At 62.3% G+C, this 24681-nt stretch carries 26 protein-coding genes; 9 read left to right on the top strand and 17 right to left on the bottom strand.

What is annotated here, in order from left to right; all coding sequences use genetic code 11:
- Nucleotides 1-3: 3 nt before the first annotated feature.
- From K328_RS25125 to K328_RS0120035, 6 genes are all read right to left on the bottom strand, one after another.
- Nucleotides 4-1809, bottom strand: a complete 1806-nt coding sequence (locus K328_RS25125; protein WP_051285254.1) for an isocitrate dehydrogenase kinase/phosphatase AceK regulatory subunit — start codon at nt 1807-1809, stop codon at nt 4-6.
- 150 nt (nt 1810-1959) lie between these two features.
- Nucleotides 1960-2835, bottom strand: a complete 876-nt coding sequence (locus tag K328_RS0120055; protein ID WP_028467493.1) for a 3-hydroxyacyl-CoA dehydrogenase family protein — start codon at nt 2833-2835, stop codon at nt 1960-1962.
- Nucleotides 2836-2919: 84 nt separating this feature from the next.
- Nucleotides 2920-4602, bottom strand: coding sequence for an acyl-CoA dehydrogenase family protein (locus K328_RS0120050; protein WP_425411531.1), 1683 nt, complete (start codon nt 4600-4602; stop codon nt 2920-2922).
- Between the two features lie 135 nt (nt 4603-4737).
- Complete coding sequence (locus tag K328_RS0120045; protein WP_028467491.1) at nt 4738-5508, bottom strand: SDR family NAD(P)-dependent oxidoreductase; 771 nt, start codon at nt 5506-5508, stop codon at nt 4738-4740.
- 14 nt (nt 5509-5522) lie between these two features.
- Entirely contained in the window at nt 5523-6713 is a 1191-nt protein-coding gene (locus K328_RS0120040) for a thiolase family protein (RefSeq protein ID WP_028467490.1), read from the bottom strand.
- Nucleotides 6714-6816: 103 nt separating this feature from the next.
- Nucleotides 6817-7746, bottom strand: coding sequence for a DMT family transporter (locus K328_RS0120035; RefSeq protein WP_051285252.1), 930 nt, complete (start codon nt 7744-7746; stop codon nt 6817-6819).
- A 182-nt stretch (nt 7747-7928) separates the two neighbouring features.
- Here K328_RS0120035 and K328_RS27110 point away from each other — a divergent pair, with 182 nt between their 5' ends.
- The gene (locus K328_RS27110; protein WP_028467488.1) at nt 7929-8975 is read left to right on the top strand and encodes a methyl-accepting chemotaxis protein; all 1047 of its coding nucleotides are present in this window, start codon (nt 7929-7931) and stop codon (nt 8973-8975) included.
- A gap of 29 nt (nt 8976-9004) precedes the next feature.
- On the opposite strand, the gene arsJ is transcribed toward K328_RS27110, so the two are convergent.
- Nucleotides 9005-10285: an organoarsenical effux MFS transporter ArsJ gene (gene arsJ / locus K328_RS25120; RefSeq protein WP_051285247.1), complete on the bottom strand. Its 1281-nt coding sequence runs from the start codon at nt 10283-10285 to the stop codon at nt 9005-9007.
- Nucleotides 10282-11292, bottom strand: coding sequence for an ArsJ-associated glyceraldehyde-3-phosphate dehydrogenase (locus tag K328_RS0120020; protein ID WP_028467487.1), 1011 nt, complete (start codon nt 11290-11292; stop codon nt 10282-10284). The genes arsJ and K328_RS0120020 overlap by 4 nt, the downstream gene beginning before the upstream one ends.
- A 107-nt stretch (nt 11293-11399) precedes the next feature.
- Here K328_RS0120020 and K328_RS0120015 point away from each other — a divergent pair, with 107 nt between their 5' ends.
- The 5 genes from K328_RS0120015 to K328_RS27105 are packed head-to-tail and all read left to right on the top strand — an operon-like array spanning nt 11400 to nt 13855.
- Nucleotides 11400-11753, top strand: coding sequence for an ArsR/SmtB family transcription factor (locus K328_RS0120015; protein ID WP_028467486.1), 354 nt, complete (start codon nt 11400-11402; stop codon nt 11751-11753).
- Nucleotides 11750-12268, top strand: coding sequence for an arsenate reductase ArsC (locus K328_RS0120010; RefSeq protein WP_028467485.1), 519 nt, complete (start codon nt 11750-11752; stop codon nt 12266-12268). Before K328_RS0120015 ends, K328_RS0120010 begins: the two co-directional genes overlap by 4 nt.
- Before the next feature lie 26 nt (nt 12269-12294).
- A complete protein-coding gene (gene arsB / locus K328_RS0120005; protein ID WP_028467484.1) occupies nt 12295-13365 on the top strand; it encodes an ACR3 family arsenite efflux transporter in 1071 nt (356 codons plus the stop codon).
- Nucleotides 13366-13421: 56 nt separating this feature from the next.
- Nucleotides 13422-13661 carry a mercury resistance system transport protein MerF gene (merF, locus tag K328_RS26495; RefSeq protein ID WP_425411530.1) on the top strand — a complete coding sequence of 80 codons (240 nt, stop codon included), beginning with the start codon at nt 13422-13424 and terminating at the stop codon, nt 13659-13661.
- Entirely contained in the window at nt 13631-13855 is a 225-nt protein-coding gene (locus K328_RS27105; protein WP_084608443.1) for a GDCCVxC domain-containing (seleno)protein, read from the top strand. Before merF ends, K328_RS27105 begins: the two co-directional genes overlap by 31 nt.
- Nucleotides 13856-13934: 79 nt before the next feature.
- Here K328_RS27105 and boxB read toward each other — a convergent pair whose 3' ends face one another.
- Together boxB and boxC are read right to left on the bottom strand one after the other, a co-directional pair.
- Entirely contained in the window at nt 13935-15383 is a 1449-nt protein-coding gene (gene boxB, locus K328_RS0120000; protein WP_028467483.1) for a benzoyl-CoA 2,3-epoxidase subunit BoxB, read from the bottom strand.
- A 55-nt stretch (nt 15384-15438) separates the two neighbouring features.
- Nucleotides 15439-17091, bottom strand: coding sequence for a 2,3-epoxybenzoyl-CoA dihydrolase (gene boxC / locus K328_RS0119995; protein WP_028467482.1), 1653 nt, complete (start codon nt 17089-17091; stop codon nt 15439-15441).
- 213 nt (nt 17092-17304) lie between these two features.
- On the opposite strand from boxC, the gene K328_RS0119990 reads away from it, so the two are divergent.
- From K328_RS0119990 to K328_RS0119980, 3 genes are read left to right on the top strand one after another with little or no spacing between them, the layout of a single operon-like run.
- Nucleotides 17305-18012, top strand: a complete 708-nt coding sequence (locus K328_RS0119990; RefSeq protein WP_028467481.1) for an ABC transporter permease — start codon at nt 17305-17307, stop codon at nt 18010-18012.
- On the top strand, nt 18005-18781 hold the full coding sequence (locus tag K328_RS0119985) for an ATP-binding cassette domain-containing protein (protein ID WP_028467480.1): 777 nt from the start codon (nt 18005-18007) through the stop codon (nt 18779-18781). The genes K328_RS0119990 and K328_RS0119985 overlap by 8 nt, the downstream gene beginning before the upstream one ends.
- Before the next feature lie 54 nt (nt 18782-18835).
- Complete coding sequence (locus K328_RS0119980; protein ID WP_036555253.1) at nt 18836-19666, top strand: ABC transporter substrate-binding protein; 831 nt, start codon at nt 18836-18838, stop codon at nt 19664-19666.
- Nucleotides 19667-19684: 18 nt separating this feature from the next.
- Here K328_RS0119980 and K328_RS0119975 read toward each other — a convergent pair whose 3' ends face one another.
- From K328_RS0119975 to fdh3B, 7 genes are all read right to left on the bottom strand, one after another.
- Nucleotides 19685-20611: a helix-turn-helix transcriptional regulator gene (locus K328_RS0119975; RefSeq protein WP_028467478.1), complete on the bottom strand. Its 927-nt coding sequence runs from the start codon at nt 20609-20611 to the stop codon at nt 19685-19687.
- A gap of 77 nt (nt 20612-20688) precedes the next feature.
- The gene (locus K328_RS0119970; RefSeq protein ID WP_028467477.1) at nt 20689-21054 is read right to left on the bottom strand and encodes a c-type cytochrome; all 366 of its coding nucleotides are present in this window, start codon (nt 21052-21054) and stop codon (nt 20689-20691) included.
- The gene (locus K328_RS27100; RefSeq protein WP_281169442.1) at nt 21054-21185 is read right to left on the bottom strand and encodes a hypothetical protein; all 132 of its coding nucleotides are present in this window, start codon (nt 21183-21185) and stop codon (nt 21054-21056) included. The genes K328_RS0119970 and K328_RS27100 overlap by 1 nt, the downstream gene beginning before the upstream one ends.
- Before the next feature lies 1 nt (nt 21186).
- Nucleotides 21187-22518 carry a c-type cytochrome gene (locus K328_RS0119960; RefSeq protein WP_028467476.1) on the bottom strand — a complete coding sequence of 444 codons (1332 nt, stop codon included), beginning with the start codon at nt 22516-22518 and terminating at the stop codon, nt 21187-21189.
- 78 nt (nt 22519-22596) lie between these two features.
- Nucleotides 22597-23679 carry a formate dehydrogenase subunit gamma gene (locus K328_RS0119955; protein ID WP_028467475.1) on the bottom strand — a complete coding sequence of 361 codons (1083 nt, stop codon included), beginning with the start codon at nt 23677-23679 and terminating at the stop codon, nt 22597-22599.
- Between the two features lie 20 nt (nt 23680-23699).
- Entirely contained in the window at nt 23700-23906 is a 207-nt protein-coding gene (locus K328_RS0119950; protein ID WP_028467474.1) for a hypothetical protein, read from the bottom strand.
- Nucleotides 23907-24084: 178 nt separating this feature from the next.
- The gene (gene fdh3B / locus K328_RS0119945) at nt 24085-24681 is read right to left on the bottom strand and encodes a formate dehydrogenase FDH3 subunit beta (RefSeq protein WP_028467473.1); all 597 of its coding nucleotides are present in this window, start codon (nt 24679-24681) and stop codon (nt 24085-24087) included.

Below are 24681 nucleotides of genomic sequence, written 5' to 3'. Positions count from 1 at the left end.
CCATTATGATTCTGAGGATAGTCGGCATTCCTCGCGATAGGGTGTCAGTCGCGGCACCTCTCCGCGGCGCAGCCGGTCCTGCATATCGGTCCAGTATTTCATGGTCAGCAGATCGCCATGCGCCTCCCGGAAAATCCGGCGCAAACGGCGATCCTCGATACGCAAGTGCACCTCCAGCTCCTCGGGCAGGAAGATCACCCCCTCCTCAAAGAACCAGTCCGGAATATCTTCCTCACCGTCAAACCGGTCCTGATTGGTCCGTACCTTGACGTCGGTCAGATCCTCAATGGCGTCATAGTCGAAAAGATAGACCTTGCGGATACCGCTGATCCCGTAGTTTCGGCCGTCGAGATCCTTGTTGAAGATGTTCGCCGCGGCATTGTTGGCGATGCATTGTCCGAGATTGAGGATCGCGTTCTCCGCCTCCTCCTCCGAAGCGCTCTCCAGGAAAACAGGAAACGGGATCATCTTGATTTGCACAATCAGGTGGCGGAACAGCAGCCCTGCCCCGGTCTGGATCACATTGTCGCCCGCCGCCTCCAGGATCTCCTGGCGCAACGTGTCGGTGAAGTAATCCGCCGGCAGGGTGACGTTGTAATAGATGATGTTATCCAGCATGGAGCCGGCCCGGTTGATCTCGTGCACCCGGCTGTATTTCTGCAGCACGGAACGGACACCGGGAAACACACCCCATTTGTAGCCTGCCGTCGGATGGTCCCTGATCACCTTGGCGACATAGCCGAGGGAGGGCGCCGAAAATCCGATAGCGACAGTGCCCCGGGAGCCGACAGCATAATCCAACGTCTCTCCGGATGCCTTCAGCTCGTCCTCGATCTGCCTGATCACGGCGACCTTGCCGATATGATTATAGCCGATGGTGGAATATTGCAGGCCGTGCGGCCGGTCGGGCATCAGAGCGAACAGAAAGGCCGCTATCTCATGATAGTGCTCGGCCGTCACATGAAAATTGGCCAGCGTCGAGCTGAAGACATATTGCAGGTCATCCGAGCCGAGAATGACCGCGTCGACCAAGATCCCCTCCGCCTCATTCAGCAACGCAATACCAAGCGGAACAGGCTCCAGCCCCTCACGCAACACACGGCCAACGAGATAGGCGCCCCGATTCCGGTAAAACCCGGCATCCGCCATCTCGATCCCGACGATACGGCCCGCCTCCGGGACGGCTTCCCGGATACGTTCCGCGACTGCATCGGCATCGGCGTGAAGATTGCGCCAGGATCGCGAGAACCCGGCCAGAGTCAACACAGGAACCAACTGCGCACCGTCAACTGGCCCCTCGATATCGAACAGTCGGGTGACGACGGGGTGCGGTGCTTTCTCCTCATCCCGGGCGCGGGCGCTGGAATAAGTCGAGGCGCGCCACATGTCCGCATGCACCTGGCGGCGCACCGAATTCAGAAAGGCATAGGCAAGGTCGGCATGGTAGAGCCCGTCGATCAGCGGCAGATACTGATCCTCGACATCCGCCCAGAACGCATCCTTGCCCTGCACGTCCGGGCAATGCAGCAGGATCACCGGCACCAGCGCATTAACCGTGGCTCCATAGATGCCGAGCCGCTCCTGGCTGAGGGCCAGGGAGGCCGGCCAGTCCCGTGCCTCGAACGCGGTCTTGGCAAGATGTGCGATTGCCCGAAAGCGGCCGTAATAATCAGTGAAAGCGCCATGGATCAGTGATGCGACGGATTCGATCCGGTCCGCATCGCTGCCGGCCGCCTCAAGTTCTTCCTGAGCCGCCGCCGTGATGTTCGGTGTTCTGAGTGTTGTCTCGCCGCGCCGGATTGATTGCACCGTCTCGCCCCTCCCCTTCCGGGTTTTCTTTAATCATGGGCCGGGAGGCCTAGCAGGATAAAGCCCTTTTCAGCGCACTGGGACAGACGCCGAAGCAAAACGGGCGGCCACAAGGACCGCCCGTCTGAAACCTTAAAGGTCTTGCGTGAGTCAGGCGACCCGCTTGCCCTTTTCGTCATAGCGATACCAGCCCCGGCCGGCGCGGCGGCCGGCGCGGCCGGCTTTCACCATCTGGCGCAGGATCGGGCGCGGGTTGAAGCGCTCGCCATAGGCTTCGTGCAGGATCTCGGCGACCTGCAGGTTCAGGGTGTTGGAGATATTGTCCATCAGCTCGAACGGACCGACCGGATGGCCGAGACCCAGCTTGCAGCCGATATCGATATCTTCCGGTGTGCAGGCACCTTCCTCGGCAAGCCGCAGCACCTCGTCCCACATGGCAAAGAGGATGCGGTTGACGGCAAAGCCGACCACGTCCTTCACATCGATCGGGGTCTTGCCGGCTTCGATGCAGGCATCGCGGGCAATCGCGATCACGTCATCGTCCGTATCCATGCCGCGGATCACCTCGACCAGCTTCATGCGGCTGACCGGAGAGAAGAAATGCAGGCCGAGGAAACGGGACTGGCGCTTCTCGGAGAAATAGGAGGCCAGCACGGTGATCGAGATGCTGGAGGTGTTGGAAGCGATAATCGCATCGTCCTTGCAGACCGCATCCAGCTCCTTGTAGACGGCGGCCTTCACCTCTTCGTCCTCGAACACGGCCTCGATCACCAGATCGCGGTCGCCGAAACCGGAGACGTCCGTGGCGGTGGAAATGTTCGACAGCGCCGCCGCCATGTCCTCTTCCGCCCAGAACTTCCGGGCGACACCGGATTCGAGCGTCTTCTGGAGACCGGCCATAGCCTTGTCCAGACGTGCCTGCTCCGGCTCCATCATGACGACGTTCTTGCCGGCCATGGCGAAGACCAGGGCAATTTCGGAGCCCATCATTCCGGCGCCGATGACGCCGATTTTGTTCACTGACATCCCATCCTCCTCGAACGGCTTGGTATCTGAAATTCGTTGACCGATTTCGTATAGGCTCCGCCGCGCAGGTTCAAGCGAACCCGACTAGAATCCGTCCACAGACATGCGGAAGACCGTATCGTCGCCGGATTCGAGCAGACCGAGCGCCGGCTCCGCGCGGGGCAGCAGCCAGGCGAAGACAAAGCCGCAGGTCTCGATCTTGCCGTTGAGAAAGGCCTCTTCTTCCGCACCTTCCGCCGCCGACAGCAAACGTCTGGCCGTGACGGCCTGCGCCAGCCAGGCACGGGCGAGGGTGATATATCCCGCCGCCTCCATGAAAGCAGACGCGTTCGCCAGCGAACGGCGCGCCTCCTGCCGCAACTCCGGCAACACTTGTTCGGCAAGTCTCCGGAACCGGCTTGTCATCTCCTCAAGAGCCGCCGCATGTCCGGCAAGAGCATCAATGGCCCGCGCGTCTCCGACGGTCCCGGCGATGCTATCCAGAAAGAGAGTAAAAGAACGGCCGTCCGCTTGTCCGAGCTTGCGGCCCATCAGGTCGATCGCCTGGATTCCGTTGGCCCCCTCGTGGATCGGGTTCAGACGATTGTCCCGCCAGAACTGCTCGACAGGGAAGTCCCGTGTGTAGCCGGCACCGCCATGAATCTGGATCGCCGCGTCATTCGCCTCCAGCGCCCGGTCGGAAAGGAAAGACTTCAGGATCGGGGTCAGAAAATCGAGTAGCAACCCGGCATCGCGGCGTACTGCCTCGTCAGGATGTGTACGCTGATCGTCCACCAAGAGCGCGGCTTCCAGGCAGAGCGCGAGCCCGCCTTCTGCCACCGCCTTCTGCAACAGCAGCATGCGGCGGATGTCGGCATGCTCGATCAGCGGGATTTGCGGGCTCGCCGGGTCCTTACCGTCCGGATGCCGGCCCTGCGGGCGCGTCCGGGCATAGTCGAGGCTGTGCAGATAGCCGGTATAAGCCTGCGCCACAGCACCGGAGCCGACACCGATCCGGGCCTCGTTCATCATGTGGAACATATAGGTCAGGCCATGATGCTCCTCACCGATCAACTCGCCGATGCAGGGCTCCGTCTCGCCGAGATTGATCACCGTGTTGACGGTCCCGCGATACCCCATCTTGTGATTAAGCCCGGCGAGCACGACGCCGTTATCCGCCCCCGGATTGCCGTCCTCATCCAGCCGGAAACGCGGCACCATAAAGAGCGAAAGCCCCTTCACACCCGGTGGCGCGTCCGGCGTCCGGGCCAGAACCAGATGGACGATGTTCTCCGCCAGCTCATGCTCGCCACCGGAGATCCACATCTTGGTGCCGGTGAGAGCATAGCGGCCGTCGTCACACGGAGAGGCCGTGCTGCGCACGTCTGAAAGCGAGGAGCCCGCATGCGGCTCCGACAACATCATGGTGCCAAAGAAACGGCCATCCATCAGCGGCGGCAGAAACCGCGCCTTCTGACTTTCCGTGCCGTGCGCGGCAATCAGGTTGCCGGCAGCGATGGTCAGGAACGGATAGGCAACGGTGGCCAGATTGGCCGCCTGGAAATAGGCGAAGGCGGCCTGCGTCACCACCCAGGGCAACTGCATGCCACCGAGCGCCTCGTCATGATGAGCCGCGGCGAAGCCGGCTTCGCTGAAAGCGGCAATAGCGGGGCCGATCTCCGGATGGACAACCACCCGGCCATTCTCGACACGCGGCTCCTCAAGGTCGGAAGCGCGGTTGTGCGGACGGAATTTCTCGGCCGCGATGCGCCGCGCCGTCTCCAGGATCGCGTCGTAACTCTCCCGCCCCTGGCCACGGAAGCGGGGACGGGAGAGCAGACCGTCGATCCCGAGATGCTGATGCAGCAGGAAGCCGAGATCCCGGTCGCGTATCAGAAAGTCCGTCATCCGGTTTGCCTCGCCCTAGCGCAGGACGAAGCCGCCATCGACGGTGACGACCGAGCCGGTCATATAGGCGCCCTGATCGGACGCCAGAAGCAGCAGCGCGCCGTCCAAGTCGTCCGGCTGGCCGAGCCGGCGCTGCGGGATCGTCTTGACCATTTTCTGACCGGGCTCGGTTTTGAAAAACCCGCTGTTGATCGGTGTTTCGATATAGCCCGGCGCGATGGCGTTCACCCGAATACCGTAACGGCTCAATTCCAGCGCCATGGCCCGGTTGAGCTGCAACAGCCCGCCCTTGGATGCGCAATAGGTCGAGAGCGCGCCGATCACCTCTGTGCCGAGCACGGAGGAAATATTGATGATCGAGCCGCCGCCGCTCCCCTTCATCTGCCGGGCAGCCGCCTGGGCGACCAGGAAACAGCCCTTCAGATTGGTGTCGAGGACCTGGTCGTAATCCTCCGGGCTCATCTCCAGAAACGGCTTCTGCACGGCGATCCCGGCATTGTTCACCAGCACATCGAGCGGGCCGAGCGCGGCCTCCACATTCTCGACAGCCGCCTCGACGGAGGCCGGGTCGGTGACATCCATCGCCACTGCATGGGCCGTCCCACCAGCCGCGCCAATCCGCTCCGCCAGTTCCTCCAGCTTCGCTACCTGGCGCGCGGCAACGGCAACGGCCGCCCCGCTGGCCGCCAGTGTTTCAGCGAAACGGGCACCAAGGCCCTGGCTGGCGCCGGTGACCAGCGCCACCTTGCCGGTAAGGTCAAAAGACCCGGTAAGGTCAACAGACATGGAAAGCTCCAGAATCAGACGGCGAGATTTTCGATCAGCACGGCCATGCCCTGGCCCGCACCCATGCACATGGAAATACAGGCATAACGCTGCCCGGATTCCTGAAGGTGGTGCATGGCGGTGATCGTCATGCGCACCCCGGTCGCTCCCGGCGGGTGACCGATGGAGATGCCGCCGCCATAGATGTTCGTCACATCGCGACCGACGCCGAGTTCCTTCTCCGCATGCAGGTTCACCACCGCGAAGGCTTCATTGATCTCGTAATAGTCGATGTCGGACGCCTTCATCCCGCGCTTTTCCCACAGGGCGCGAATCGCCGGCACCGGACCACAGCCCATAATGCGCGGTGAGACACCGACAATGGTCCAGTCGACAATCCGAGCCACCGGTTCGATCCCCTGTGCTTCGACCGCCGCCCGGTCTCCAACGAGCACGAAGGCGGCGCCGTCCGTCACCCCACTGGAATTGCCCGGCGTCACCTGTCCGCCCTTGCGGAAGACCGGCTTCAGGGTCGCCAGCTTTTCCAGCGTGATCTCGGGGCGCGGGAACTCGTCCTCGCTCATCAGCCTTGTGCCCTTGCGGCCCTCCGGCACCTCGATCGGCGCGATCTGGCGGGCCAGGAAACCGGTCGCCATCGCCTTGCCGGCGCGCTGCTGGCTCATCAGGCCCCAGGCATCCATGTCCTCGCGGCGATGCTGGAAATCCTCGGTGAGGTTCTCCGCCGTCGCCCCCATCAGGCCGTGCCCGAAGGGATCGCTATAGACGGATTCCATAGTGTCCTCGAAGCTCTGCGCGCCACGGATGGCGCCCCAGCGCATCTTCTGGTTGGCAAAGGGCGCGCGGGAGAAATTCTCGCCGCCACCGGCCAGCGCGATCTTGCCGTGCCCGGTCATGATCTGCTGCGCGGCAGTGAGGATCGCCTGGGTGCCGGAACCGCAAGCCCGGTTCACCTGCACGGCGCAGCTTTCGTCCTTCATACCGATATTCAGGCCAGCCGCACGGCCGGTGTAATAGCCGTCCGGATCAACCGGCAGGACATTGCCCCAGACCACGTGATCGATCTTTTCCGGCGAAATCTCCGCATCTTCCACGCATGCCCTGGCCGCATGGGTCGCCAGCGCCGTCAGCGGAATGTCCTTCAGCGATTTCCCGAAATCCCCGAACGGCGTGCGCTTTCCGCCCGCCAGAACGATCTCCTGAGCCATGATCCCTCACTCCCCTGCACCGGCTTTCGCAATGCTTCTTTGTATGTTTTTCAGCGCCGGAACTCTGGCCCAAAGGCCCAAGTCAGTGCAAGCGGAACGTCCTCTAGGCAGCAGGTTCCCGGTCGAGAAACAGCTCACCGAAGACCGAGCCGGTGATGACGATGATGGCGAGGATCTGCGTGGCCGAGAGATCCTGTCCGAGCACGAGTACGGCAAGCAGGGCCGCTATCACCGGCTTCAGGAAGAAGAGGTAACTGCCGCGTGTGATATCCGGCACCGCCGCGAGTCCCCCGATCCAGAGGAACTGGGTGATGGTAGTGTTCCAGAAAGCGATGACCAGCAACGAGGCCAGAGCCGGGACGCCCAAACCGACCAGCCGCGAGGGTTCAACCCAAACACCGAAGAACAGGCCGACAACCAGCCACAGGCCGATACCGCCGAGCATCATGGTGATGGCTGTGATTCGCAGCGCTCCGTAGATCGCAATGATCGGCCGCACCAGCACGGAATAGGTCGCGACTGCGGCGGCACATGCGGTGGCGAGAAAGATACCAAGCAGGCTTTCGCCCGAGCCTGCCAACGACGCAACATAGCCGTCCGTAATCAGCAGCGCGATACCGGCAACGGCACAGAGGCCGCTGACGATCTTGCCCCGCGTCATCGGCGCCTTGTTGATCAGGAGATTGCTGAGAGCGACGAAGATCGGGACCGTCGTCACCAGGGTTGCCACCTGCGGCACCGAGGCGAAATCGAGCGACCAGTGAAAGACGAGATATCCGATCGTCACGCCCAGAAGGGCGAGGAAAAGCAGCTTCACGCCGTGCGTCCTGAACGGCGCAACCAAATCACGCGACCCCGGCAACAAAAGGGCCAGAACGATCAGTCCGGCGCCACCGAGCAAAAACCGCCAGACAGAAAGCTCCGGGCCGGACACGCCGGACAAAACGGCAAAAAACTCTGTAGACGCGTGCCCGAGAACACCGACGAACACCGCAAGATATGCAACGAGCGAGTATTTATGCCAAAGCGCCATGGAAGGTCCCGTCCCCAATTACTTGTCGCTGACAGTCTGCTAAAGGTCGCTTACTCGCAATGTGGAATTGACATCGTGATCATTTGTTAAGCTTTTAGATCTTCTGCTTAAAAATCGCGCATATGCTAGGATCCCCTTCCGTCAAAAGCATGCCCTTTTCCCCATACCCTGGGAATAACCTTATGAGTTCGTCTGACGCCATCACCGACCCGGAACAGATCGTCACGCTCACCGCCGATGTCCGGAGCACGGCCGAAACCAAGATCGCGGAAATTCACGCCATTACCGGCCGGACCAAGATGCTGGCCCTGAACGCCCTGATCGAAAGCGCGCGCGTGGGCGAGCTGGGCCGCGGCTTCGCGGTTGTCGCCGATGAGGTAAAGGGCGTTTCCGTCGAGATCGAGCAGATCGCCGACGCGCTGCAGACCGAACTCTCCGGCAAGGCGGAGATGCTGGAAACCATCGGTCGCTCGATTGTCGACCAGCTCAAGGGTCAGCGGCTTGTCGACCTGTCCCTGAACGCGGTCGAGCTGATCGACCGGAACCTGTTCGAGCGGACCTGCGACGTGCGCTGGTGGGCGACCGACAGCGCCATCGTCGACTGCCTCGCCGCTCCATCCGACGAAGCCGCCGCCTATGCTTCCAAGCGGCTCGGCGTGATCCTGTCAGCCTATACCGTCTATATCGACCTCTGGATCTGCGACGCCAACGGCACCGTTATCGCCAATGGCCGGCCCGAGCGCTACAACGCCGCCGGCCGCTCTGTCTCCAATGCAGGCTGGTTCCGCGATGCCATGGCGACCCGGGATGGCGATGAATACTCCGTCGCCGATATCGCGACGAGCGTAGAACTCGACGGCCAGCCGACCGCGACCTATGCGGCCGCGATCCGGGAAGGCGGCGAGAGCAATGGCGCCGTGCTCGGCGTTCTGGGCATTCATTTCGAGTGGGAGCCGCAGGCACAAACCATCGTCGAGGGTGTCCGCTTCGAGAAAGCAGAAGCTGGCCGCTCCCGCGCCATGCTGCTCGACGCCGATTTCCGCATCATCGCCGCGTCCGACCGGGAAGGCATCCTGAGCGAGCGTTTCGATCTGAAGACCGAGGGCCGGGACAGCGGTCATTACACTCTGCCCAACGGCGCTGTCGTCGGCTTCCACAAGACACCCGGCTACGAGACATATGAAGGCCTCGGCTGGTATGGCTGCGTGATCCAGCAGCCCAGCACCTGACGCCTGGGAAAGGGCTGGCGAGCAGGCCTTTATCCCGATTGCGGGATAGCCCGCCTGCCGCCACCCAATGGCACCGTCAGCATGACCGCCAGCAACACCATGGCGGCGGAGACCCAGAGCGTCGCCGTCAATCCGGCAAGCTGGTAGACCAGCCCGGAAAGAAGCGTCCCTGCGAACCGGCCGACGGCGTTCGCCATGTAATAGAAGCCGACATTCAGCGCCACCTTGTCCGCGTCCGAATAGGCAACGATCAGATAGGAATGCAGTGCTGAGTTGACGGCGAACACCACGCCGAACAGAAGCAGCCCGCCGACCAGAATGATGGCCGGGGCATCGCCTGCACCAAATTCGGCAGGCATCCATCCCGGGGTCAGCCCTGCCGCGATCATGGCCGGTAGCAGCGCCAGAACAGAGCCCCAGAGCACCGCACCGCGCGCTGCCGACCCGGCATCCCGCGTCCGCCGGAGGAACCGGGGCACCAGCGCCTGCACGATACCGTAGCCGACCACCCAGACCGCCATGAACAGGCCGACACGGTCGAAAGACCAGCCCAACTGGTCATAAAGGAAGACCGGCACACCAACGACGAACCAGACGTCGCGGGAGGCGAAAAGGAAGATCCGGGCAGCGGAGAGGAAGTTGATCTCCCGCGTCTTGGCGAACAGATCCCGCTTGACGATCTTTGTCTTCGCCCGGCCGAGATCCGCCTTGATGGTGAGGAGCGCAGCGGCAAGAACAGCCGCCAGCATCCCGGCCATGGCATAGAGCGCGTGCGTAAAGCCAAGCCCCTCCAGCATCACCCCGCCGAGCAGAAAGCCGACGCCCTTGAGTGCGTTCTTGGAGCCGGTCAACACCGCCACCCAGCGGAAAAGCAACCCGGCCTCCTCCGATGCAACCACCAGCTTGACGGCGGATTTGGAGCTCATCTTGGTGAGATCCTTGGCCACCCCGGAAAGCGCCTGCGCCACCATCACGTAGCCGACCGAGAATAGCGCCGTCCAGGCCGGGTCCGTGGCCGAGAGCATGAGCAGCGCCGCTATCTGCACAGCCAGCCCGGCAAAGAGCGTGATCCGCAACCCGAAGCGCGCACCGATCCAGCCGCCGAGGAAATTGGTGATGATCCCCATCGCCTCGTACAGCAGGAACAGAAAGGCGATATCGAGCGGGGTGAAGCCGAGCTGGTGGAAATGCAGCAGCACCAGCATGCGCAACGCGCCGTCCGTCAGGGTGAAGGCCCAATAGGCCCCCGTCACGGACGCATAGGTCCGCCCGTCGCCGGCCGGCGCACCCTTGTTTTCAGTCTCGGTCACAGCCGCTCCGCCACGAGCCGAGCAAGCTCCATCATCCGGTTCACATAGCCCCATTCATTGTCGTACCAGGCATAGATCTTCGCCTGCGTCCCGTTCACCACCATGGTGGAGGGCCCATCGATAATGGCCGAGCGCGGATCGTCGGTGAAATCGGTCGAGACCAGTGGCCGCTCCTCGAAACCGAGGATACCGGCAAGCGGCCCGTCCGCCGCCGCCCTGAACAAGCCGTTCAGCTCTTCCACCGAGCTTTCCCGCTCAAGCTCGAAAACACAGTCCGTCAGGGAAGCATTGAGCAGCGGCACCCGCACCGCATGGCCGTCGAGCCGCCCCTTGAGCTCCGGGTAGATGATGCCGATTGCCGTCGCCGAGCCGGTGCTGGTCGGGATCAGCGCATTCAGGGCCGAACGGGCCCGACGCAGATCCTTGTGCGGCCCATCGACGATGACCTGGGTGTTCGTCACGTCGTGAATGGTGGTGATGGAGCCATGACGGATGCCGACCCCCTCATGCACCACCTTCACCACCGGGGCGAGGCAGTTCGTTGTGCAGGAAGCCGCCGTCAGCAGGTGATGTTGCGCCGGATCGTAGAGGTGGTGGTTGATGCCCATCACGATGTTGAGCGCGCCCTCTTCCTTGACCGGTGCGGAGACGATCACCTTGGCGATGCCCCGGTCGAAATAGGGCTGCAATGCCGCACCGGACTTGAAGCGCCCGCTGCACTCCAGAACGATGTCGACATCCTTGCCGCCCCAGCTGCTTTCAGCCGGGGAGGCATGAGCCGTCAGCGGAATTTCCCGGCCATCGACCAGGATGCCGTTTCCGGTATGGCCGACGGGCCGGTCCCAACGCCGGTGAACGGTATCGAACTCAAGCAGGTGCGCGGCCATTTCCGGCGTGAGGGCGGGATCGTTGATGGCGACGATCTCATAGCCGTCCCTTCCCCACCATGCCCGCGCGCCAAGACGCCCCATCCGGCCAAAACCATTGATCGCAACACGCACGGTCATCCGCTGCTCCTGTTATGCACGCTCGCCCTCCAGCATATGCCCGGCGACGCGAGGACCGCAGAATAGAATTTACACCTTCTCATTTCAATGATATTGGAATTATTGAAATGAATGAGCATGACGCAATCATCGCGCTTGGCGCGCTGGCACAGGAATCGAGGCTTCAGGTCTATCGCAGGCTGATGCAGGCCGGACCGTCAGGTATCTCGGCGGGGGATCTGGCGGAGCAGGTCGGCGTCTCCCGGTCCAGCCTCTCTTTCCATGTCGCGCAGCTGGAGCGATCAGGTCTGGTCCGGGCCCGCCGGCAGCATCGGAATGTCTTCTACTCCGTGGAAATCGACGCCATGCGGCGGCTTTTAACATTCCTGACACAGGATTGCTGTAACGGAAACCCGGACATATGTGGCGGCCTTACCGCTAATGCCGCGTTCTGCGGCGCCATTCCGGAGACAGAGCAATGACCGGCGACAGGATCTTCAACGTTCTTTTTCTCTGCACAGGCAATTCCGCCCGCAGCATCATGGCGGAAGCCATTCTGAACCGCGCCGGGGCCGGCCGGTTCCAGGCCTACAGCGCCGGCAGCACGCCGCGCGGTGAAATCCATTCCTATGCGGCGGACTTCCTGAGAAATCAGAATTACGCCCTCGATACCCTGCGTTCCAAGAGCTGGGAGGATTTCTCAGCCCCCGGCGCGCCGGCGATGGATTTCGTCTTCACGGTCTGCGACGACGCCGCGAAGGAAACCTGCCCGGTCTGGCCGGGCCAGCCGATGACGGCCCATTGGGGCGTTCCGGACCCGGCGGCGGTAGAGGGTAGCGAGGCGGAAAAACGCTTTGCTTTCGCCGATGCCTTCCGGATGCTGAACACCCGGATCGAGATTTTCGTCAACCTGCCGCTCCAGAGGCTCGACAAACTCGCCCTGCAAAAACGGCTGGACGATATCGCCGGCACCACGAAGACGCCCGAAAACGCCTGACGGCCAACAGAAGGACCCGACACCGCATGAGTTCAGAAACAGTCGCTGCCCCGGGCGGCATCGGGTTCTTCGAAAAATGGCTTTCCCTCTGGGTCGCGCTCTGCATTGCTGCAGGCGTGCTGCTCGGCAATCTGGCGCCCGATCTGTTCGCGGTGCTGGCCGGGCTGGAATACGCCTCGGTCAATATCGTCGTCGCCGTGCTGATCTGGGCGATGGTCTACCCGATGATGGTCGCGGTCGATTTCGAAAGCCTGAAAAGCATCGGCGACCGGCCCAAGGGTCTGGTGATCACCCTGGTGGTGAACTGGATCGTCAAGCCCTTCACCATGGCTGCGCTGGGCATCCTGTTCTTCCGCTATCTGTACGACGGACTGATTTCATCCGCCGATGCGGAGCAATATATCGCCGGGCTGATCCTGCTCGGCGCCGCGCCCTGCACGGCCATGGTCTTCGTCTGGTCCACCCTGACCAAGGGCGATCCGACCTACACGCTGGTCCAGGTTTCCATCAACGACCTGATCATGATCATCGCCTTCGCGCCGATCTGCGGGCTGCTGCTCGGCGTAACGGAACTGACCGTGCCGTGGGAGACCCTGCTGCTCTCGGTCGTGCTCTATGTCGTCATCCCGCTCGGCGCCGGATATATGACCCGGCGCCACCTGACGGCAAAGGCCGCCAATCACGATGCGGGCGAGCAGATCGTCCATGACTTCACCGCCCGGGTGAAACCCTTCTCCGTGCTCGGCCTGCTGGCGACCGTCGTCCTGCTGTTCGGCTTTCAGGGCCAGACGGTGCTGGAAAACCCGCTGACGATCCTGCTGATCGCCATCCCCCTGATCCTGCAATCCTACGGCATCTTTGCCATCGCCTATGGCTGGGCGAAGGCCTGGAAAGTTCCGTTCAATGTTGCCGCGCCTTGCGCCATGATCGGCACCTCGAACTTCTTCGAACTCGCCGTTGCCGTCGCCATCAGCCTGTTCGGCCTCAATTCCGGTGCTGCGCTGGCCACCGTGGTCGGCGTGCTGGTCGAGGTCCCGGTCATGCTGTCGCTGGTGGCGTTTGCGAACCGGACGCGGGGTTGGTTTTCAGACCGGTAGGAAAGGCCGTTACTCAGAGCCCGTCGCACCACTGCGAACAACGGCTTTGTGAAGAGATGCAGGTCTCATCGGTGCTATGGTTGTTGATGAGCGAGCGACTACTGAAAGTCGGCATTTTTGGAACTATTGTGACCGCACTCTGTTGCTTCACACCAGTTCTTGCCGTTCTGATGGGAGCGGTGGGATTATCGTGGGCTACAGGCTATCTCGATCTGGTTTTGTTGCCCGCACTCATCTTTTTCGTTCTGTTAACGGGGGTCGCCCTATGGCGGCGAATGCCAGCAAGATCATCCTAGAATCGGTTCTCACCTGCCCTGAATGCGGACACACAGAGGCCGAGCAAATGCCAACCGATGCGTGCCAGTTTTTCTATGACTGCAAGGGATGTGGCGCGCTCCTGAAACCCAAACGCGGCGATTGCTGCGTCTTTTGCTCCTACGGCACGGTCCCCTGCCCGCCGATCCAGTCCGGGACAGATTGCTGCGGATAACTGACCGTAAAAAAACCGGGCCGCCGAAATGGCGGCCCGGGTCAGCCCGAGTCTTCTAAGGGAGGAGTCCCGGGGAAACTCAGTCGTGGATTTTCACGTATTCGAAATCGCCCGGCTTGTTGTCGATGCCGACACGCGGGGCGGCAATCCAGCCGGCGAACTTGCCCGGCTCGCTCACCGACGTCATCAGCGAAGCGATATAATCGCCATCTTCGGTGTTCGGCAGGAACTCGTCCCGGCGCGCGCCCCATTCTCCGTCGCTCAGCACCTGGCCCTGCGGCGTGGTGTGGACATCGCGGAACTCGCCGATATGGCGGTGGAAGGCAACGCTCGGCAGGGTGATCTCGAAATTGATCCCGGCCTTGCTGATGATCCGGTTCCAGCGATTGATGCCGCCCTGGCAATCCCGGACGTAATCGTCCCGCAATCGCGAGTTAAGAGCGGACAGTGCAGGCTCCTCGACCAGCTTCAACTCGCCGCCGACCAGCTTCAACACCGGATAGGTGTCGTTGACCAGGCGATGATCGTCGTCGATCCGTTCTTCCTGGAAACGGCCCTTCAGGCCTGAATTGTAGCCGTTGGCCGCATTGGTCGAGATCTCGGAGCCGAACAGGTCGAGGGACAGGGAGAAGTGCAGGTTTGCCTTCTTCTGCAAGGTCGGCAGATCGATCACGCCGAGGGCGCGGACCTTCTCGATCTCGTACGGGTCCTCGATACCGGCCGCGCGCATGGCCTCGCAGGTGCGCTGCACGGTGCGGCCGACGCCGGTCTCGCCAACGAACATGTGGTGCGCTTCCTCGGTCAGCATGAAGCGGCAGGTCCGGGACAGCGGATCGAAACCAGACTGGGCCAGGCTTTCGAGCTGCATCTTGCCGTCACGATCGGTGAAGAAGGTGAACATGAAGAAGGACAGCCAGTCCGGGGTCTCTTCGTTGAACGCACCCAGCATGCGCGGCTTGTCACCGTCGCCGGAACGGCGGTTCAGCAGCTCGCCCGCTTCCTCGCGGCCGTCGCGGCCGAAATATTTCTGCAACAGGTAGACCATGGCCCAGAGGTGCCGGCCTTCCTCGACATTCACCTGAAACAGGTTGCGCATGTCATAGAGGGACGGCGCCGTGGCACCAAGGAAACGCTGCTGCTCGACAGAGGCCGGCTCGGTGTCGCCCTGGATCACCACCAGGCGGCGCAGCATGGCGCGGTATTCGCCCGGGATCTCGTGCCAGACGTCCTCGCCTTTATGCTCACCGAAGGCGATCTTCCGGTTCTCGACCTGCGGCGCCAGAAGGATGCCCCAGCGATAGTCGGGCATCTTCACGTAGTCGAACTTGGCCCAGCCTTTGGGATCAACGCTGACAGCCGTCCGGAGATAGACATCGGAGGTCTGGAAGCCTTCCGGCCCCTGATCCATCCACCAGTCGATATAACCCGGATGCCATTGCTCCAGCGCCTTCAGAACCTTGCGGTCGCTGGAGAGGTTGATGTTGTTCGGGATCTTGGTGTCGTAGCTGACGTTCAGAACTTCATTCATGATCCGCGTCTCCTCTCTGTTTCGGGTCGAGCCTCTTGATGAGGGTTTGGGGCGGTCAGACCCGCTTGATGTCGTATTCCGGCTGACGCCCGGTGCCGTAGCGACCGAGCGCACCGTCCGGGCCGACCGCGTTCGGGCGCTGGAAGATCCAGTTCTGCCATGCGGTCAGGCGTCCGAAAATCTTGGTTTCCATGGTCTCCGGTCCGGCGAAACGCAGGTTCGCCTCCATGCCGGTGAGCGCATCGGGGGAGAAGCTGGAGCGTTCCTCAAGGAACATCCGGACCTCGTCCTCCCAGTCGATATCGTCGAAGATGAAGGTAACGAGGCCGAGCTCATCCGCCCGCTCTGCATCCAGACTCTCGCCAATCGAGCCTTCCGCTTTCGTCACCGCCTCGGGGGCGCCGAGGAACCGGGTCTGCAAACGGGTCAGATCATTGCTCATCGGGAACGGGCCGAAATTGGCCGGACCAAGCGCGATTTCGGCCGGCGGGCGGTTGTCACCGTCAAGCTGCCCTTCCAGCATGTAGCTGCGGTCGGCGGCGAACAGCAGTTCGGCCAGCGATCCGGCAAAGCAGCTTCCCGGCTCGACCAGCGCCACCAGCGAACGCGACGTCACATCAATCCGCTTCATGACGCGCTTCCAGTAAAGCGCGATCTCGCGGGCCAGCCAGTGACCACGATTGGCCGCGATGAAAGCGTCATGCGCCAGCACCTTGGCGCCGTCTCCCGCGGTCTTCAGGATCAGGGTGCCAATTTCCAGCTCGTTGATCCGCAGATGCAGGATCGCGTCGTCCAGCTCGCGGCAGAGCTTCAGCATCCAGTAGTCAGCGCCGAGCGCAACCAGCGCATCAGTATCCGCCGGTACGTCCTGCTCCGGGCCCTTGATTGTGATAGTCGCATTGCGCTCATCCCGGTCGATCTCGACCGTGACCAGGTCGAACTGCATCAGATCACCCTCGATCTTCCGTTCGATCGGTGGAAATGCGATGCCCTTGGCGCCGGTCGGCCGGTCGGAACTTTCCGCCATTGCCGCCACCCGGGCCGCGACCACCTCGTCGAACTTCGAGTTCGGGGCGACTTCGTCGACCAGATCCCAGTCCGCGGCGCGCTGGCCCTTGATGCCTTCCTCGATGGCGCAGAACACATCCGCCCGGTCCCGCCGGACCTTGCGCTTGTCGGTGACCCGGGTCAGCCCGCCGGTGCCCGGCAGCACGGCCAGCAGTGGCGCTTCCGGCAAAGCAACGGAGGACGCGCCGTCATCAGTCAGGATGATATGGTCGGTCGCGAGCGCCAGCTCATAGCCGCCGCCTGCGCAGGCACCGGTCACGGCAGCCAGATATTTCTGGCCGGACTCGGCGCTCGCCTCTTCCATGTAATTACGTGTCTCGTTGGTGAATTTGCAGAAGTTCACCTTATGGGCATGGGCGGCACCGGCCAGCATGCGGATATTCGCGCCGGCGCAGAACACCCGGTCCTTGGCCGACCGCAGCACAACGACCTTCACTTCAGGGTGCTCGAACCGCAGCCGCTGGATTGCATCATAGAGCTCGATGTCGACCCCAAGATCGTAGGAATTGAGCTTCAGCTCGTAGCCCTCGAACAGGCCGCCTTTTTCGTCCACATCCATGACAAGGTCTGCACGGGCGCCGTCGAACACCAGTTTCCAGTGCTTGTAGCGGGACGGATCGGTCCGGAAATCGATCATCATTTCTGAGCATCTCCCATGTGGGCGCCACTCGCCGGGGCGCTCCGTCTTCTTCAATCGAAGGCGCACTATAATGCAATCACGAAAATTGACATGCATTATTTTGCATGTTGCGCGTTACACAGCACCACTCTCCAACAAAGAGCGACAAGCCAGTCCATCCCGCGTGCTGGAAAATCGGCTAGCGCTGGTAAAAAACACCCGTTATTGTAAATTATGCAGGATTTTGCAGAATCATTCTCACTGGCCTTTCGGCTCATCCTTTCCGCAGACGCCGATCTCGCGGAGATCGTGCTGCTTTCGCTGAAAGTGAGCCTGTCCGCAACCCTGTGCGCCTGCATGATCGGCATGTCCCTTGGCGCCGCCATCGCCATCTTCCGTTTTCCGGGCCGTGGGGTGCTGCTGGTTCTGACCAATGCCTTGATGGGACTGCCGCCCGTGGTGGTCGGCTTGGCGATCTACATGCTGCTTTCGAACGCGGGACCGTTCGGCACATTCCAGCTGCTCTACTCGCCGACCGCCATGATCATTGCCCAGACCGTGCTGGTAACGCCGATCGCGACGGCGCTGACCCGGCAGGTGATCGCCGATCTGCATACCGAGTATGACGAGCAATTGCGCTCCCTCGCCCTCGGGCCGTTCGCCACTCTGACCACCCTGCTCTGGGATGGCCGGTTCTCCCTGATCACCGTGGCACTGGCCGGCTTCGGGCGGGCTGTCGCGGAAGTCGGGGCGGTGATCATTGTCGGCGGCAACATCAACCATGTGACCCGGGTGATGACGACCGCCATCGCTCTGGAAACCTCGAAAGGCGACCTCGCCCTGGCCCTGGCGCTCGGCCTGATCCTGATCGGCATCTCGATCAGCGTGAATGCCGCCCTGATGGCCCTGAAAGGGACGGCGCGGCGATTTGCCTATGAATAATATCCCGCAAAATGTCAGCCCGAATGCGAGCTTCGCAGTGACCAATCCGCTGCTGCCGCTGCGTGCGGAAGATCTCAGCTATGCACCGGACGGTCTTGCCCTGCTGGACAAGGTGAGCCTGCAGATCGCCGAAGGCGGCATCAGCATGATCCTCGGCCCGAACGGCGCCGGGAAAAGCATCCTGATGCGCATCCTGCACGGTCTGATCCCGGCGAGCGCCGGCACGGTGAGCTGGCGGGGACAGACCGCCAATCGAGAGATCCGCAAGCGCCAGGCCATGGTGTTCCAGAAGCCAGTGCTGTTGCGCCGGTCTGTCACGGCCAATCTCGATCACGCCCTGAATGCGGCGGGCGTACCCCGCGCGGACCGAAACCGCCGAGCGACCGAAGCCTTGAAGGAAGCAGGCATCGCGCATCTTGCGGCGCGCCCGGCCCGGGTGCTTTCCGGCGGCGAGCAGCAACGCCTTGCCCTCGCCCGAGCCCTCAGCCTGCAGCCGGACGTGCTGTTTCTGGACGAGCCCACCGCCAGCCTTGATCCCGCCTCCACCGCCGCCATCGAGGCGCTGGTGCTGGCGGCGGAACGGCGCGGCTGCAAGATCGTCATGATCAGCCATGACATCCATCAGGCCCGGCGCCTCGCTTCCGAAATCATCTTCATGGACCGTGGCCGGATCGCAGAACAAAGCGCCGCCGCTTTCTTTGAAGCCCCATCGAGCGCCGCCGCGCGCGATTATCTTGCCGGACGGCTGCACCTGCCGGACGGCGCCTGACCGGACCAAATCACCGGCCCCGGACCAAACCACCGACCATTGGGAGCAAAAGCAATGAAACACCTGAAGAGGATTTTGGGAGGGCTCGCACTCGCGGCGATGCTCGCTCTGACGGGAACCGGCAATGCCGAATCAGCCGACAAGTTCATCACCCTGCAATCGACCACGTCGACGCAGAATTCCGGCCTGTTCGACTACATGCTGCCGATCTTCAGCAAGAAGACCGGCATCGAAGTCCGTGTCGTGGCCGTCGGCACTGGGCAGGCACTGAAGAATGCGCGCAATGGCGACGGCGACGTTCTCTTCGTGCATGCCAAGCCCGCCGAGGAGAAATTCGTCGCGGACGGCTTCGGGGTCAGCCGTCAGGACGTCATGTTCAACGATTTCGTTATTGTCGGCCCGGCTGCCGATCCGGCGAAAGTCGGCGGCATGAAGGACGCACCGGCGGCGCTCAAGATGATCGCCGATGCCAAGACGCCTTTCGCATCGCGCGGCGATGACAGCGGCACGCACAAGAAGGAAAAACGTCTCTGGAAAGCGGCCGGTGTCGATGCCGATGCCTCCAGCGGCTCCTGGTATCGCGAGACCGGCTCCGGCATGGGCGCCACCCTCAATGCAGCCGTCGGCATGGGCGCCTACGCACTGACCGACCGGGCCACCTGGATCAGCTTCAAGAACAAGAGCGATTTCAAGGTCCAGGTCGAAGGCGACAAGGTCCTGTTCAACCAGTATGGCGTCATTCTGGTGAACCCGGCCAAGCATCCCGTCGTGAAGAAGGAACTTGGCCAGACCTTCATCGACTGGGTAACCGGCGACGAAGGCCAGGAAACCATCAACAGCTACAAGCTGAATGGCCAGCAGCTGTTCTTTGCCAACGCGAAGTAGAGATATCAAAGGCTTGGGTCAGGGAGCGTTGTCCCTGACCCGGCCGATTTCCGAGACATCGTACCCGCCGAGTTCCGCCGCCCTGTCGCGGAACACCGCTCCCGACGCGAAGTCGAGCAGAGCCTGGAACGGCGGCTCGAAATAGAACCTCCGGCAGACCAGCAGATCGAACCGTTCCTCGACCAAGGGAATGAAATCGAGCCCATGCTGCCGGGCCACGCTCTCCAGTCCGAGGCCCGACTCAGCCCGGCCCGCACGCACCGCTTCGGCCACGTCCGTCTCCGTCCGCGCCGGTAAATCAAGCCAGATCACGTCGGTTTCAGCCAGACTGGCACGCGCCATCAGCTGCTCCAGCAAAAGCTGGCTTCCCGCATGGGCCTGCCGCTGGGCCACCCTCTTTCCCGCCAGGTCAGAGATCTTTCCGATTCCGCTCGGGTTGCCAGGGGCGACGATCAATCCGCGCGTGCGGGTTGCCCAGGAGATCAGCACGGCATTACGGGCCGGGCCGAGCGCGCGCACTGCCGACACGTTCCAGCCCACGCCGTCTTCCTCGGGAATATGAATGCCCGCAACCGAGGCTTCCCGTCTCTCGAACCGGGCAATGCCATCGAGGCTTCCATCGAAAAGCGTCGGCAGACCCGCGCCGGATTCCCGCAACGCCCAGTCGAGCAAGGGATCATGGCTTCCCGCGACAATCTCGGCATGGGGCCCGGCATGGGGAGGCAGTTCAGTTATCATCGATGTTGGGGCGGCTTCGGTAGTACTGGCGCCGGTATCTCCCGCGATCCAGGCCTCGATTTCCTGACGGGGGAACAGCAGTTTTCCGGTGACCCGGCGGCATGGAACCTCACCGTCGGCCACGAGCTGGTAGATCTTGCGCTCTTTTACCCGCAGCAGGTCCGCGAGTTCGCGGACGGTCAGATAGGCGGGGGGCGGAACGGTCATAGGCCTCGCTGTTCGCTGAGCGTGAAAATCATGCCCGCAAGCCTTACTGACGGCATCGGCCGCCGTCAATCCGCGGTCTATTTCAGGGAGAGGGCATAGGCAATCAGCGCATCGAGATCATCAACAGACAATTCGGCTTCCGCAGCGTTGGCCGGCAAGGGCGTCAGCGGCTCGACCCCCTCCATCCGGACGAAGACCGGATGCGGTCGCCGGTCGAAGAAGGTGATGAAGCGGTGCTCGCCGTCCGCAAGCGACATCAGCAACGGAAAGGACGGTGTACTGCCTATCCCGCCCAGCCTTGTTTTCGCATCAATCACATGACACCGGGCACAATGCAGAAGCGCGATCTCACGTCCCTTTCCCTCGAGGGCGGCCTCGTCCGCCCGGGCGGAAACACTGGCTGCCAGCGCCGCGATCAATATGAAAGCAGAAGACCGGAGCATCAATCGAGCCGAACGTCACCCGTGGCCGACTGATAGACAGTCTTGGTACTGAAATCGAACAGGTGGAGGCCACCCCAGGCGACGCCGGTGATAACGAACAGGCCAATCAGGGCCGCGACGAAGGCTTTCATTTCATTCTCCCTTGTTTTGTTCAGCTTGGCGTTCAGCAAAGGCCAATGCCTGACGTAAAAAGTGCAGCAACGCGCGCCGGTCTTCGGAACTGCGAAGCCGCTGCAATGGCATCTTGGTACCCGGAACCACGTGCTGCGGCCCCTTCTCGAAGAGCGCGCCGATGGTGTCCTCATTCCAGATGATATCGCTCTCGCGCAGTGCTTTCGAATAGGGGTATCCGGCGACCGTGCCGACCCGGCGGTCGAACACGCCGTAAAGCGTCGGGCCGGCCCGGTGACCGCCATCCGGCGTCAGGGTGTGACAGACAGCGCAGGTTCCGAACAATTTCGCGCCGCGCGCCGCCAGTGCGTCGCCCGGCGGCACGTAAGGCGTATCGTCCTCCGAATGCCGGGCTCCTATCTGCGAGCCGGTTTCAAGATCCCAGCGGATCACCCGTCCATCGCGCCCGGCGGAAAGAAGCTGGCTGCCGCCGGGTGTGAAAATAACCGACCAGACCGGCCCCTTATGCCCCCGGAGGGTCTTCAGCGGCCGTCCGTCCGCAAGCGACCAGAAGACGATCTGCCCCCGCGCCCCACCGGTCGCGAAACGCTTGCCATCCGGCGTAATCGCGATCGAAAGCACCGGTGCTTCATGCCCGAGCATGAAGCGCCGTTCCGCGCGGCTTTCCGTATCGAACAGGCGCACGGCCTCATCGGTCCCGGCAACCACAAGCGTCTTGCCGTCCGGCGAAATGGAAAGCCGGTTCACCGGCAATCCGATTTCGGCAAAGAGTTCCCCCGCCTGAGTTGCGGTAGTCCAAAGGCGTATCGTGCCGTCATAGCCCGCGCTCAGGAGCTGTTCGCCGGCGCGTGTAAACAAGACTTCATTGACCGGTCCGGCATGGCCTTTCAGAACCATCGGCGCGGCATCGCCGGCAACCGGGCTGATCCGCACCATGCCATCGAACCCTGCGGAGGCGATCAGTTTTCCATCCGGAGATACAGCCACCGCCGACACGTTCCCGTCATGCCGGTGCAGGACGCGCAAGGGTTCCGTCTCCCCGATCCGCCAGAGATAGACAGCACCATCATTGCCGCCGGAAACCGCGCGCCCGGTCTGCCGAATAAAGGCAACGTCGCTGACAGCCGCGTCATGGCCATACATCAGGGTGCGGGCGTTCTCCGCAGCCAGATCCCAATGAATGACGGAATAATCGAAGCCCGCGGTCAGCGCTGTTTCGCCATCGTCGGAGACGGCGACGGCATGCACAGGGCCGCCATGGCCGATCAGTTCAGCGTCCGCCGGCGCATGGGGCAGGAGAACACATAACAAGGCGAGGAGAACAGGCGCCAACCGGCAAGGGCTCGCGCCTGTCCCTGATCGTAAAGTGCTGCCGTTCCCTCGTCGCACGATGGGTCTCGGCCGCCGCGCCTAGTCCGAGCCGGACGAGGCTTGATGGGCCTTAACTTCCTCGACCCAGAGACTGTGGTGTTCTTTGGCCCAGTTTTCGTCCACCTGACCGCTGCCCATGGCATCGAAAGCACCTTCCATACCGATGGAGCCGATATAGATGTGGGCGATGATGACCATGATCAGGCCGATTCCGACAATGGAATGCCAGAGCTGGGACAATTGCACTTCCTGCATGACCGACAGCTCTGTCGGCAGCGAGGTTCCGAACAGGTTGATGATGGCGAAGGTCTTGCCGAACATCTGGATCTCGAACGGGAACAGCAGCGCGAGGCCCGAGACGCTGATCGAGACGCCGCCGATGATGACGGACCAGAAAATCAGCTTCTGGCCGGCATTGAACTTCTTCGCCGGCGGGTGCACGCCCTTGGTGAACAGACCGCCAGCTTTTGCGATCCAGTTAAGATCGGTCCGGTTCGGAATATTGTGCCCGACCCAGAGCACGAACATCATCACAACACCGACCATGAAGGGGAAGGCAAGGTAGTTATGCATGTACTTGCCGGCCACGGTGATAACCGAAAAGGCATCAGCGCCAATCAGCGGTAGCAGCGCATAACGGCCATAGAGCACGTTGAGGCCGGTCAGCGCCAACACCACGAAACTCGTCGCGGTCAGCCAGTGGGCGAAGCGCTCAACCGTATTGAAGCGCTCGATCAGCTTGCCGCTGAGGCCATGCTCGACCTTGATCCGGCCACGCAGGATGAAGAAGACGCACAGCAGGATGACCATGCCGAGCAGGGCCCAGGCACCGAATACCGAGAGCGGTCCGTTGCGGAAGGCCCGCCAGTTGTCGCCCTCGGACTGAATCAGGACACCGGCGCGGGCATCCGGGATCGAAACGCTTCCCTGTTCGCCCTGACGCACGGCCCGCCAGAAATCGGTATCGCTTGAAGTTCCGAGCGCGTTGCCTGGAACGGATCCGGCCTGTTGCGCCGAAGCCTCGGAGACGACACCCGTCCCGGAGGCCAAGCCGAGGCCTGCGATGATTGTCACGACCACTGCCAGGCCGGCGAGATATTTGGTGAAAGCCGAGAATGTCATGTTCTGATCTCCCCCGGGGCCTAGAGGTCGAAGCTTTGTCGGCGACCGCGATTGCGGATCTCCGACAGGGTTTCGTCGGACAAGTGCTGGTCCGCCTTACCGAGATAAGTGCCTTTTTTATACAACAGAACACGGTCCTGCTCCGTCTCCCGGCAGCCGCCCAGCAGCGCCAGGACGAGCACCGCGAGTGCCGCGCCGCGAATCCAGTTCGGACGAAGTGAAATCATGTCCGTTTGACTCCTCGAAAGATACAATGCGTCCGTTTTCGCAATCGCGATCCATGGACGACCGGCCGAAACCCAGACACGGCGCCCTGAGATGCGGTGAGGCGGATCGGGCCGGATACGCACGTGTTTGGTCAAAGACCGGGCCGGGGGCCGCAGAACGGCCCCCGGGGTCCAGCGGTTACCCGCCGGTTTTCTGATCGTAGGCTGTACCCCAGCCCCAGGCACCGGAACCAAAGCCCCGAGCCACGGTCCGCTCGCGATAGATCGCGGACACGACGTCTCCGTCACCAGCCAGCAGGGCCTTGGTCGAGCACATTTCCGCACAAAGCGGGAGCTTGCCCTCGGCCAGCCGGTTCCGTCCGTACTTCTGGAACTCGGCATTGCTGTTGTCGTCTTCCGGACCGCCAGCGCAGAAGGTGCACTTGTCCATCTTGCCGCGGCTGCCGAAATTGCCGGCTTGCGGGTATTGGGGCGCCCCGAACGGACAGGCATAGAGGCAATAGCCACAGCCGATGCACAGATCCTTGGAGTGCAGAACCACACCCTCGTCGGTCTGATAGAAGCAATCGACCGGGCACACCGCCATGCAGGGTGCGTCGGAACAGTGCATGCAGGCCACGGAGATGGACCGTTCACCCGGCTTGCCGTCATTGATCGTGACGACGCGTCGGCGGTTTACACCCCAGGGAACCTCATGCTCGTTTTTGCAGGCCGTGACGCAGGCGTTGCATTCGATGCAGCGCTCGGCGTCACAGAGGAACTTCATACGTGCCAT

It is taken from the genome of Nisaea denitrificans DSM 18348 (assembly GCF_000426505.1).
Lineage (GTDB): Bacteria > Pseudomonadota > Alphaproteobacteria > Thalassobaculales > Thalassobaculaceae > Nisaea > Nisaea denitrificans.
This window is presented reverse-complemented; position numbering and strand designations above follow the sequence as displayed.

Excerpts from the sequence above, each read along its gene's own strand:
- K328_RS27105 (WP_084608443.1), top strand. The coding sequence starts at position 13,631 with ATGGCGGCGAATGCCAGCAAGATCATCCTAGAATCGGTTCTCACCTGC.
- K328_RS0119970 (WP_028467477.1), bottom strand. The coding sequence starts at position 21,054 with ATGCTCCGGTCTTCTGCTTTCATATTGATCGCGGCGCTGGCAGCCAGT.
- K328_RS0119950 (WP_028467474.1), bottom strand. The coding sequence starts at position 23,906 with ATGATTTCACTTCGTCCGAACTGGATTCGCGGCGCGGCACTCGCGGTG.
- boxB (WP_028467483.1), bottom strand. The coding sequence starts at position 15,383 with ATGAATGAAGTTCTGAACGTCAGCTACGACACCAAGATCCCGAACAAC.
- K328_RS0120035 (WP_051285252.1), bottom strand. The coding sequence starts at position 7,746 with ATGGCGCTTTGGCATAAATACTCGCTCGTTGCATATCTTGCGGTGTTC.
- boxC (WP_028467482.1), bottom strand. The coding sequence starts at position 17,091 with ATGATGATCGATTTCCGGACCGATCCGTCCCGCTACAAGCACTGGAAA.
- K328_RS27100 (WP_281169442.1), bottom strand. The coding sequence starts at position 21,185 with ATGAAAGCCTTCGTCGCGGCCCTGATTGGCCTGTTCGTTATCACCGGC.
- arsB (WP_028467484.1), top strand. The coding sequence starts at position 12,295 with ATGAGTTCAGAAACAGTCGCTGCCCCGGGCGGCATCGGGTTCTTCGAA.
- K328_RS0120020 (WP_028467487.1), bottom strand. The coding sequence starts at position 11,292 with ATGACCGTGCGTGTTGCGATCAATGGTTTTGGCCGGATGGGGCGTCTT.
- K328_RS0119955 (WP_028467475.1), bottom strand. The coding sequence starts at position 23,679 with ATGACATTCTCGGCTTTCACCAAATATCTCGCCGGCCTGGCAGTGGTC.
- K328_RS0120045 (WP_028467491.1), bottom strand. The coding sequence starts at position 5,508 with ATGTCTGTTGACCTTACCGGGTCTTTTGACCTTACCGGCAAGGTGGCG.
- K328_RS27110 (WP_028467488.1), top strand. The coding sequence starts at position 7,929 with ATGAGTTCGTCTGACGCCATCACCGACCCGGAACAGATCGTCACGCTC.
- fdh3B (WP_028467473.1), bottom strand. The coding sequence starts at position 24,681 with ATGGCACGTATGAAGTTCCTCTGTGACGCCGAGCGCTGCATCGAATGC.
- merF (WP_425411530.1), top strand. The coding sequence starts at position 13,422 with ATGCAGGTCTCATCGGTGCTATGGTTGTTGATGAGCGAGCGACTACTG.
- K328_RS0119975 (WP_028467478.1), bottom strand. The coding sequence starts at position 20,611 with ATGACCGTTCCGCCCCCCGCCTATCTGACCGTCCGCGAACTCGCGGAC.
- K328_RS0119980 (WP_036555253.1), top strand. The coding sequence starts at position 18,836 with ATGAAACACCTGAAGAGGATTTTGGGAGGGCTCGCACTCGCGGCGATG.
- K328_RS0119985 (WP_028467480.1), top strand. The coding sequence starts at position 18,005 with ATGAATAATATCCCGCAAAATGTCAGCCCGAATGCGAGCTTCGCAGTG.
- K328_RS0120055 (WP_028467493.1), bottom strand. The coding sequence starts at position 2,835 with ATGTCAGTGAACAAAATCGGCGTCATCGGCGCCGGAATGATGGGCTCC.
- K328_RS0119990 (WP_028467481.1), top strand. The coding sequence starts at position 17,305 with ATGCAGGATTTTGCAGAATCATTCTCACTGGCCTTTCGGCTCATCCTT.
- K328_RS0120040 (WP_028467490.1), bottom strand. The coding sequence starts at position 6,713 with ATGGCTCAGGAGATCGTTCTGGCGGGCGGAAAGCGCACGCCGTTCGGG.
- K328_RS0120010 (WP_028467485.1), top strand. The coding sequence starts at position 11,750 with ATGACCGGCGACAGGATCTTCAACGTTCTTTTTCTCTGCACAGGCAAT.
- K328_RS0120015 (WP_028467486.1), top strand. The coding sequence starts at position 11,400 with ATGAATGAGCATGACGCAATCATCGCGCTTGGCGCGCTGGCACAGGAA.